Source organism: Mailhella sp. (assembly GCF_057866825.1).
Map to the genome: position 1 here is coordinate 1 of NZ_DBMAHT010000087.1, position 8,810 is coordinate 8,810.

Genomic DNA, 8,810 nt, shown 5'->3' on the forward strand with positions numbered 1-8,810 from the left:
CAGGGCATCCTGCTGCTCTACGCCTGCATCGCCCGCCCCCCAAAAGAGGATGAACACCTCACCCTCGCCAGCATCCACTTCCATACCCGCATGGGCTTCCATACCGTGGGCGAATTCCCCCGCTGCGGCTTCAAGTTCAACCGCTGGTACGACATGGTCTGGATGGAAAAACGCCTCGCCGAGCCCTCCGCCCCCCCTCAGCCCTTCACCCCTTTTTCAGAAATAGAAGATTAGGAAGAAAGAGAGGGAGAGAGATGCGGGGGAAGGAGGAAACCCTTTTGAAAAAGGGCTTTCCTCCTTCCCCCGCACCCCCATCCTCCTTCCTAAAACTTTTATTTATGGGCGCTGCTTTCCCCAGCCGCATCCCCGGACATTCCTCCATCAGTGAGCCCTCTTCCGCCGGACACTTCCTTTCCCCTTCGATGTTCCGATGTCACCCGCACGCCCCGGAGCGTTGAGAGCGCGCTGAGGGCCTGTTTGAACCTCCGTGCCGAAAAATACGCGCACCCGCGACATCTGCACGAAAAATCATTTCCACACCTGCGGTCGCTCTATTCTCCCCCAACATCTGGAAATCTCTTCCTTTGACACGACTGTCCGGCGAAGGCCGGACAGGAGTCGGCCACCGCAGGTGGGGCCGACAGGACACACCTGCACTGAGTACGCAGCCCGAACCACGCCCGCCAAGCATCCCGCATCTGCAGTCCCCGCCTTTCCAAACGCCCGCCATCTTCGGCAACGCGCCCTGCATCCGCACTCCCGCCCCGCCGAACGGCGAAGCCGTCGGCGGAAACAGGGGGGCGCGGGGGGAATTATTTCCCCCGCATGCCTTTCCTGCCTTTCCTGCCTTTTCTGCCTTTCCGAGCGAAAAAAAACGCGGACCGGGGCGAGCCGATCCGCGCTGGTTGCAGTGCATGGGTATGAGGGGTCAGCGTCGGATGCTGACGAGGTAGAGTCTGCCGACGGCTATGAGGAGCAGGAGGGTATCGGGGCCCCAGGCGGCCATGAATGGGGGGAGGGCTCCGCGCTGGCCCAGGGATTCGCCGAACATGGTGAGGGCGTACATGATGAAGGTACCCGCCATGCTGATGGCCACGGCGATATAGATATTGGGGAAGCGGGAGACGATGGCCGCGCCGAGCACGGCCATGACCACGAGGGAGGCGGCGTAGGCGATTTTTCCGTGCCACACGGTACGCAGGCCGTCCACGTTGGAGCCTGCCGCGCCGAGCTGGTTGATGGCGTCGCCGAGCTGCCAGAGCGGGAGCTGCTGCAGGTTGTTGGATTCCGTGGAGAAGAAGAGTTCAGGATCCTGATGCAGGGGCAGTTCCAGGCGGGGAAGGCTTTCTCTCTGGTAGGTATCGGGATAGAGGCGCACGGCGTTGGCGGCCACCCATCCGTTTTCGCTGCCCTTCACGCGGGGGGCGCGCACGATGACGTCCACGTCGGAGCCGCCGTCCCGGACGTGGAAGGCGGAGAAGCCTGAGCCTTCGCCGTCGGCCCGGAGCGTTTTCACGGACACGGTCCAGCCGTTTTCCATGAACCACACGTCGTCGAGGGTACGGTCGTCGAGGTTTTTCTTGCGCACCTCTTCCTGCCATATCTGCTGGGAATAGCGTTCGCCCTGCACGGCGAGCAGCTGCGAGCAGCAGAACTGCACCACGCCCCAGAACACGCCGCACATGACCAGAATGACGGCCACGGTGGCAAAGGAAATGCCGCCGGCGTGCAGGGCCGTGAGTTCACGGCTTCCGCCCATGAGGCAGAGTGTGACCACCGTGGCCAGCAGGAACACGGCGGGCAGGATCTGCGCGATGATGGAAGGCAGGCGCACGCCGAAGTACTGGAGCACCAGACCTATGCCGGAACCCGCTTCAATAAAGATGTCCACGCGTTCCACGATGTCGGTGAGCAGGTAGATGCCCACGCCGAGGCCCATGATGAGCAGCAGCAGGCGGGCGTGCCGCATGAAGATGTATCGGAAAAGCAGGCTCATTGATCGGCCCCCTTCTTCTTTTTGCGGCTCTTGCGGGAATTCCAGTATTCGGTAATGCGCGGCATGCGCTCCTGTGCGGCGAGCCGCAGGCCGTAGAGGCCCATCAGCAGAAAGACCGCGTTGGGAACCCACAGGCCGATGGCCGGATCAAGATCGCCGCTTTCGCCGAGACTGATGCCCAGCATGAGCAGGCTGTAATACACGAGGAACAGAAGCAGCGCCATGAGCACGCCGGTCTGCTGCTTGAGGCCCTGAAACGACGTGGCAATGGGTATGACGAAGATGCACAGCACCACGCAGGCAATGGGAAACACGTGACGCTTGTGCCGTTCCACCACGATTTTGCGGGCCATGCGCGGATCGGTCTTCTGGAGCTCGCGTTCGTTCTGGGTGTCGTAGAGGCGGGCCCAGGTGTATTCCTTGGGCTTGACCGGGCCCATGTCCACGCCCTGGAACAGCGAATCGAAGCTCAGGCGCACGGCGTATTCCTGAAAGCCCATGATCGAGAGGGAGTTATCCTTTTCGGTGTAGCTGCGGCCGTTCTTGAGCAGAAAGATGAGTTCGCCGTTTTCGTAGTCGGCGTCGAGGCTGCCGTCGGGAGCAAGAATGGTCATGGTGGTGCCCGCGGCGCGCCGGTCTTCCACCATCACGCCGGCCATGGTGCCGGTGATGGGATCCACCTTGCGCGCAAACATGACCATGTTGGGCACGTCCTTGTTGAACACGCCGGGCTGCACCACCACGCGGGCGCTGCTGCTCGCGATGTCCAGCACTTCGGAACGAAAATGTCCCATGCCCCAGGCCTGCCAGTACACGGAAATCCAGAAGCCGAGCAGCGCGCAGAGCACGGAAAAGACAAGCGGTGCGGGCAGCATCTGATACAGGCTCACGCCGCCCGCCTTGAGGGCGACGAGCTCCCTGTCTGTGCTCATGCGCAAAAAGGTGAGGAAGACCGCCAGCATGCAGGCGATGGGGCAGATGATGAGCAGAAAGAACGGGCTCAGATATCCGAACAGGCGCAGGGTATCCCAGATGCTCAGTTCAAGGCCGAGGAGCATGTCGCGCAGCTGGAGCGCGCGGCCCATGAGGATGAACAGCAGGAGCACGGCCATGGACAGAAAAAACGTCTTGGCGTGCTCCAGGAACAGACGTCTCTGGAGAAGATTCATGCGACGCCCTCGTCGGACTTGAGCGAAAGCAGTCTTTCCAGCGCCTCCTGATCGAGGGGCGAAAGATTGAAGCGCGCGCCTGCGCTGTCCAGAAGCTCGGCGACCTTCGTGTCCGGACAGTCGCGTCTGCGTTCCAGAATATAGGCAAGGGCGCGGCGTATCAGTTCTTCGTGCTGCATAACGGTGGCCATAGGCGTCTCCCCATGCGTCAGTCTTCGGCCGCGGCGGGACGCCGCAGCGGAACCGACACATGATAACCCTTTTCGGAAAAATGATGAAGCGGGAAAAGCCCCACTTCCCCGGCGGAAAGAACTCCGCGCTTTGGAACATTCGGGAAGCGGACCGGCAAGTGCCGGGAGCCTCGCGCTCCGGGAGTCCGGACCGGGGGCGCGCACGGCCTGCGCCGGAGCATTGCTGCCTTCGTTCCGCCTGCGTCGGGGGCCGAGGCTTGCGGCAGAGCCCTCTTCCCATGCGCTTGACGGGAACCGTGTTATCGCAGTCCGCGTTCCGCACCGGAGCAGAAAAAACATCGCCCTGCGCTGGCTTCTCGCAGGTGCGGCTTCCCAATCACGGGTAGTTTTTGCATCTGACTGCGGCCTGCCGTCCGAACGCCGGATGCCGCGAGCCGGACTTCTGCGCCGCGCAAAAGCGCCATCCTCCGCCCGGGCATCCCACGCGGGAGGGCTCAAGGCAGCGCAGAGCAGTCTCCGGGAAGTTTCAACGCAGAACGCCCCGTCCCGCGCCGGAGCCGTGGCTGCCCGTCGGTTACGAAGCGACCCCGCACGACCTGTGCCGAAGATCGCTGCCGACCTGCCCTTCGGCGACGGGTGCGCGGCCCGCCTGCGCGGAAGTCCTCCGACTGTGAAAGACGGACAGGCTGCCCTGCGCAAAGACATCGCAAGACCGCCGCTCGTGAAGTTTCCCGGTTGCCCGCGCCCCGCGCCAAGGCAGAAAAACGTGGCCCTGCGCAGACGTCGGAACGCCGGGGCAGCTCCGCAAAAAAAAAACGGCCCCTTCGGACGGCTCACCTCCCGCGGGCAGAGCCGCCGAAGGACGCTTGAACATGCCTCTCGTCGCCGGGAAAGCGCCGGCCCCGGCGAAAACCGGGTTGCCGCCTCTGCCGACAACGGCGACAACGGAGCAAGGCAGGAAAACTGCGCGGGGGCATCGGCATTTTTGCAAGGCCGACGCCCGGGCGCAGACTCGCCCGCGGCCGAGGGGAATGCGCCATCCCCTCATGCCGCGTCGAGCCGGCCCCGCCTCCGGGAACAGATCCGGGAGACGGGGCATCCGAGTGCCGAATGTCAGTCCAGCACCACCATCTCGTTGGGTTCGATCACCAGCGGACGGCAGGTCGGAGCAAATTCCTTCAGCGATTCCACAAACAGATCGGCGTTCTGCGCCAGCACGGGGAAGGTGCGGTAGTGCATGGGCATGGCCACGGGCGCGCCGAGCAGGCCCGCCGCCTTGGCGGCCAGCTTGCCGTCCATGGTGAACACGCCGCCGATGGGAAGCAGCGCAAGATCAAGATTGAAACGGTCGGCAATGAGCGTCATGTCGCCGAACAGGCCCGTGTCGCCGGCGTGGTACACGGTGTGTCCGCCCGGCATTTCCACCACGTAGCCCACGGGAGAGCCCATGGCCGCAGAGTGGAACGCCTGCGTCATGGTGAGCTTGGTTCCCTTGAACTCCAGCGTGCCGTCCACGTTGCCGCCCATGCCGTAGTTGATGATCTGACCTTCCGGCACGCCGCGTTCGCGGAAGTAGCCCACAAGGTCGGCAATGCAGTACAGCATGGCTCCGGTGGTGCGCACGATTTCCACGGTCTGACCCATGTGATCGCCGTGATCGTGCGTCAGGGCCACAATGTCGGGGCGCGGAATTTCGCGCCAGTCGGGCGCAAAGCGATTGCCTTCAAAAAAAGGATCAAAAAGAACGGACACGCCGTTTTCACTGAGCATGACGTTGGAATGGCCATACCAGGTAATGTGCAGCTGAGACATGATTCCTCCACTGGTAAGGGGGAAGGGAAGAAGCTACTTCCCGAGGACCCCTCCGCAAAAAACGGAGGGGACGGAAACGGTTTTTTCCTTTTAATATCACCTCGGCTCACGGTCAAGCCGTAATAGCGCCCCGAGCCTTGACAAAAATCCCGACGCCGGGCAACTCTCGAAAGGCTTCGCCGCAGCGCACGGAATTCGTCTCCGGGCCGCGCCGCTTCCGAGCGGCCCTGCCGCGATGCAAGGAGTTCGCCATGCGCCCAGTTCTTCCCCTGCTTCTCACGCTTCTGCTCTGCCTTCCCCTCCCCGCCCGCGCCTTCGACGACGGCGTGGACTCCCTCAAGTTTTCCGCGCCCGACGGCTTCACCGAACTCACCGATCACGAATCCGACCTCTTTCTCGACACCGAAAAGAACGCCGTGCGTCACGGTCGGCTCGTGAAGATGTATCTGCCGCAGTACATGGCGCATCAGTACCGCTACGGCAGCCGCGACGCCGTCACAAGACAGGTGCTCATCTGCGCCCTGGAAGGTCAGACCCGCCCCTTGGAACAGAAGGACGCCGAGCTGCTGGCCCGCTCCACGGAAGGACTTTTCATCGGCTTTTCGCGCATACCGCGCAACCGCACCGACACCCCGGCGCAGGAGATGGAAAACCGCGAGAAGGCCCTCGAACGCGCGCTCTCCACGGGCACGCCCCTGCTCGTGGATTCCGTGCGCACGTCGAGCGCGTTTCTGTACACCAGCCTCATCCATTTTAATATGATGGAACGCGGCCCCAAGAGCTGGCTTTCCACGGCCGTGACCACCGCCGTGGTTCCCGTAAAGGACACCGTGCTCTTTGTCACCGTCAGCTCCATTCTCGGCAACGACGCCCCCGAACCCCACCTCGACTGGGTGAAGGAAACCGCCACCGCCTTTGCCGACATGATCGTGCGCGGCAACAAGTCCGAAAAAAAGTAATCCCGCGCGCCGGGGCGTTCTTTTGACGACGGCCCGTCCGACGCCGCTTCCCTTCAACAAACGAGCCTCCTCCCCGCAGACGCCCCACCCTCACGCAAAAAATCCCCCCGCGCCGGTGGCTCTTCTGCCCCCGCCGCAGAATTTTCTCCCCGCGCAGGCCAGTCCTGCCGCCCTCTCCCTCGCGTGTCTGACGGTCGAGGAATCCCCGCCCGGCAAACGCGCCGCCCCCTCGCAAACAACTCCCTCGCCCGCAGAGGCCGTGCGACGCCCGCCTCACGCTGCCGCCTCTTCCGCGCAACGTCTTTCCCGCCGCAGCTCCCCTCTGCCGCCAAAAAATCCCCCGCGGGCAGACACGCCCCGCAGCGCGCCCTGCCGACGCCTTTCCCGTCCCCGTTTCCCCGCCGCCCCTGTCCCGCGCACGCCGCCCGGAAAACACTTGCCTTGCAGGGAAAAATAGGATAGACACCACAAGTTACACATAATGCACACATCGGCAGCGGCCAGGGTTCCCGGAGACGAAGGGCGTCAACGGGTGAAGGGCCAGGGGTCGATGTGGAAGACAAACCCTTTTTTCTCAAGGAGAATTACCATGGCTTACGTCAGCATGAAACAGATGCTGGAAACCGGCGTGCATTTCGGTCACCAGACCCGTCGCTGGAACCCCAAGATGCGCCCCTTCATCTTCGGCGCCCGCAACGGCATCCATATCATCGACCTCCAGCAGACTGTGAAGCTGTTCCGCACCGCCCATGACAAGATCGTGGAAACCGTGGCCAACGGCGGCAAGGTGCTCTTCATCGGCACCAAGCGCCAGGCTCAGGAAGCCGTGGCCGCCGAAGCCTCCCGCGCCGGTCAGCCCTACGTGACCAACCGCTGGATGGGCGGCACCCTCACCAACTTCGTGACCATTCAGAAGAGCATCGAACGTCTGAAGAAGCTCGAAGCCATGTTCGCCGACGGTTCCGTGAACCGCTATCAGAAGAAGGAAATCCTCAGCTTCCAGCGCGAGCTCGACAAGCTGAATCTGACCCTCGGCGGCATCAAGGACATGGACAGCCTTCCCCAGCTCGTGTTCATCATCGACCCGCATCGTGAAGAGATCGCCGTGAAGGAATGCCGCAAGCTCGGCATCCCGATCGTGGCCGTCACCGACACCAACTGCGATCCCGACGTCATCGACTACATCATTCCCGGCAACGACGACGCCATCCGCGCCATCAAGCTGTTCGTGAACGCCATGGCCGAAGCCTGCCTCGAAGGCGCCGCCCAGAGCAAGGAAGTGGCCGATCCCGAAGCTGCCATGCAGAAGGCCGCCGAAACGGCCGAAGCCGCTGAATAACCCCTTTTATTTGCAAGGAGCATAACAATGGCTATTACCGCTGCCATGGTGAAGGAGCTGCGCGACAAGACCGGCGCCGGCATGATGGATTGCAAGAAGGCTCTCACCGAATGTGAAGCCGACGTGGAAAAGGCGCTCGACTGGCTGCGTCAGAAGGGCCTGTCCAAGGCCGCCAAGCGCGCCGACCGCGCCACCTCCGAAGGTGTGATCGCCTCCGCCACCAGCGCCGACGGCAAGGTTTCCGCCATCGTTGAAGTGATGACCGAAACCGACTTCGTGGCCCGCGGCGAAAAGTTCCAGGACTTCGCCAAGCACGTGGCCCAGGAAGTGGCCGCGAACAACCCCGAAAACCTCGACGCCTTCCAGGACAGCATGAACGAGCTGGCCGCCTCCACCGGTGAAAAGACCGTGCTCGGCCGCTTCGTGCGCATGAGCATTGAAGGCGAAGGCGTCATCGGCACCTACGTGCATTCCAACGGCAAGCTCGCCGTGCTCGTCGAAGTGGACACCGACAAGCCCGCCGACGCCACCGTGGCCGAATTCGCCAAGAACGTGGCCATGCAGATTGCCGCTTCCAACCCCCTCGCCCTCGACGCCGACAGCCTCGATCCCGCGCTGCTCGAACGCGAACGCGAAGTGTATCGTCAGAAGGCCCTTGCCGAAGGCAAGCCCGAGAAGATCATCGACAAGATCGCCGAAGGCGCCGTGAAGAAGTACTGCAAGGAAGTCTGCCTGCTCGATCAGCCCTACATCCGCGACGACAAGATGACCGTGCAGGATCTCCTGAAGGCCACCGCCAAGGCCGCCGGCTGCTCCATCAAGGTCAGCAAGTTCGTCCGCATCCAGCTCGGCGCGTAATCGGGCCCGTCTTCGCGACTTTTATGGAAAAGTCGCGCTGCCGAGCTTGAATCCGACAAGAGTTCAGGATACAAGGGGAGAGAACATTCTCTCCCCTTTTTTATGCCCTTTTTACGGATCGCCTCATGGAAGCTCCCGTACGACTTACCGCCCTCATCATTACCCTGAACGGCGAACGCCTGCTGGGAAAGTGTCTCGAATCCCTTTCCTTCTGCGACCGCGTGCTCATTGTTGACTCCTTCAGTTCCGACAAGACGGAAGACATCGCCCGCTCTCACGGGGCCATCTTCATTCAGAACAAGTGGCCGGGCAACGCCAGGCAGATACGCTACGGCATCGACTGGCTTGCCGCCAACGCTCCCACCGAATGGGTGCTCATGCTCGACTGCGACGAAATCATCTCGCCGGAGCTGAAAAAAAGCATTCTTGCCGCGCTGGAGAATCCCGGCGACAAGAGCGCCTTTTCCATGCCCCGCCGCACCTGGT

General features: G+C 62.5%; 9 protein-coding genes. 5 read left to right on the top strand and 4 right to left on the bottom strand.

Annotation, left to right across the window (positions count from 1 at the left end; genetic code table 11):
* Positions 1-234: GNAT family N-acetyltransferase (locus tag ACZM96_RS08035; RefSeq protein ID WP_489488417.1), on the top strand; the 234-nt coding region annotated here is incomplete at its 5' end.
* A gap of 694 nt (positions 235-928) precedes the next feature.
* Here the strand turns inward: ACZM96_RS08035 and ACZM96_RS08040 are convergent.
* From ACZM96_RS08040 to ACZM96_RS08055, 4 genes are all read right to left on the bottom strand, one after another.
* Positions 929-1,996: an LptF/LptG family permease gene (locus tag ACZM96_RS08040; protein ID WP_489488419.1), complete on the bottom strand. Its 1,068-nt coding sequence runs from the start codon at positions 1,994-1,996 to the stop codon at positions 929-931.
* Positions 1,993-3,165, bottom strand: a complete 1,173-nt coding sequence (gene lptF, locus ACZM96_RS08045; RefSeq protein ID WP_489488420.1) for an LPS export ABC transporter permease LptF — start codon at positions 3,163-3,165, stop codon at positions 1,993-1,995. Before lptF ends, ACZM96_RS08040 begins: the two co-directional genes overlap by 4 nt.
* Entirely contained in the window at positions 3,162-3,356 is a 195-nt protein-coding gene (locus ACZM96_RS08050) for a hypothetical protein (RefSeq protein WP_489488421.1), read from the bottom strand. The genes lptF and ACZM96_RS08050 overlap by 4 nt, the downstream gene beginning before the upstream one ends.
* 1,113 nt (positions 3,357-4,469) lie before the next feature.
* The gene (locus tag ACZM96_RS08055; protein WP_489488423.1) at positions 4,470-5,168 is read right to left on the bottom strand and encodes a metal-dependent hydrolase; all 699 of its coding nucleotides are present in this window, start codon (positions 5,166-5,168) and stop codon (positions 4,470-4,472) included.
* Positions 5,169-5,419: 251 nt separating this feature from the next.
* Between ACZM96_RS08055 and ACZM96_RS08060 the strand changes: the two genes are divergently transcribed.
* The 4 genes from ACZM96_RS08060 to ACZM96_RS08075 all read left to right on the top strand — a co-directional run.
* Entirely contained in the window at positions 5,420-6,127 is a 708-nt protein-coding gene (locus ACZM96_RS08060) for a hypothetical protein (RefSeq protein WP_489488424.1), read from the top strand.
* A gap of 589 nt (positions 6,128-6,716) precedes the next feature.
* On the top strand, positions 6,717-7,466 hold the full coding sequence (gene rpsB / locus ACZM96_RS08065; RefSeq protein WP_294488711.1) for a 30S ribosomal protein S2: 750 nt from the start codon (positions 6,717-6,719) through the stop codon (positions 7,464-7,466).
* Between the two features lie 27 nt (positions 7,467-7,493).
* A complete protein-coding gene (gene tsf / locus ACZM96_RS08070; RefSeq protein ID WP_294488708.1) occupies positions 7,494-8,324 on the top strand; it encodes a translation elongation factor Ts in 831 nt (276 codons plus the stop codon).
* 125 nt (positions 8,325-8,449) lie between these two features.
* On the top strand, positions 8,450-8,810 hold a 361-nt coding region (locus ACZM96_RS08075), incomplete at its 3' end, for a glycosyltransferase family 2 protein (RefSeq protein WP_489488425.1).

Coding starts and splice junctions, on each gene's coding strand:
- lptF (WP_489488420.1), bottom strand. CDS start 3,165: ATGAATCTTCTCCAGAGACGTCTGTTCCTGGAGCACGCCAAGACGTTT.
- ACZM96_RS08050 (WP_489488421.1), bottom strand. CDS start 3,356: ATGGCCACCGTTATGCAGCACGAAGAACTGATACGCCGCGCCCTTGCC.
- ACZM96_RS08040 (WP_489488419.1), bottom strand. CDS start 1,996: ATGAGCCTGCTTTTCCGATACATCTTCATGCGGCACGCCCGCCTGCTG.
- ACZM96_RS08060 (WP_489488424.1), top strand. CDS start 5,420: ATGCGCCCAGTTCTTCCCCTGCTTCTCACGCTTCTGCTCTGCCTTCCC.
- rpsB (WP_294488711.1), top strand. CDS start 6,717: ATGGCTTACGTCAGCATGAAACAGATGCTGGAAACCGGCGTGCATTTC.
- tsf (WP_294488708.1), top strand. CDS start 7,494: ATGGCTATTACCGCTGCCATGGTGAAGGAGCTGCGCGACAAGACCGGC.
- ACZM96_RS08055 (WP_489488423.1), bottom strand. CDS start 5,168: ATGTCTCAGCTGCACATTACCTGGTATGGCCATTCCAACGTCATGCTC.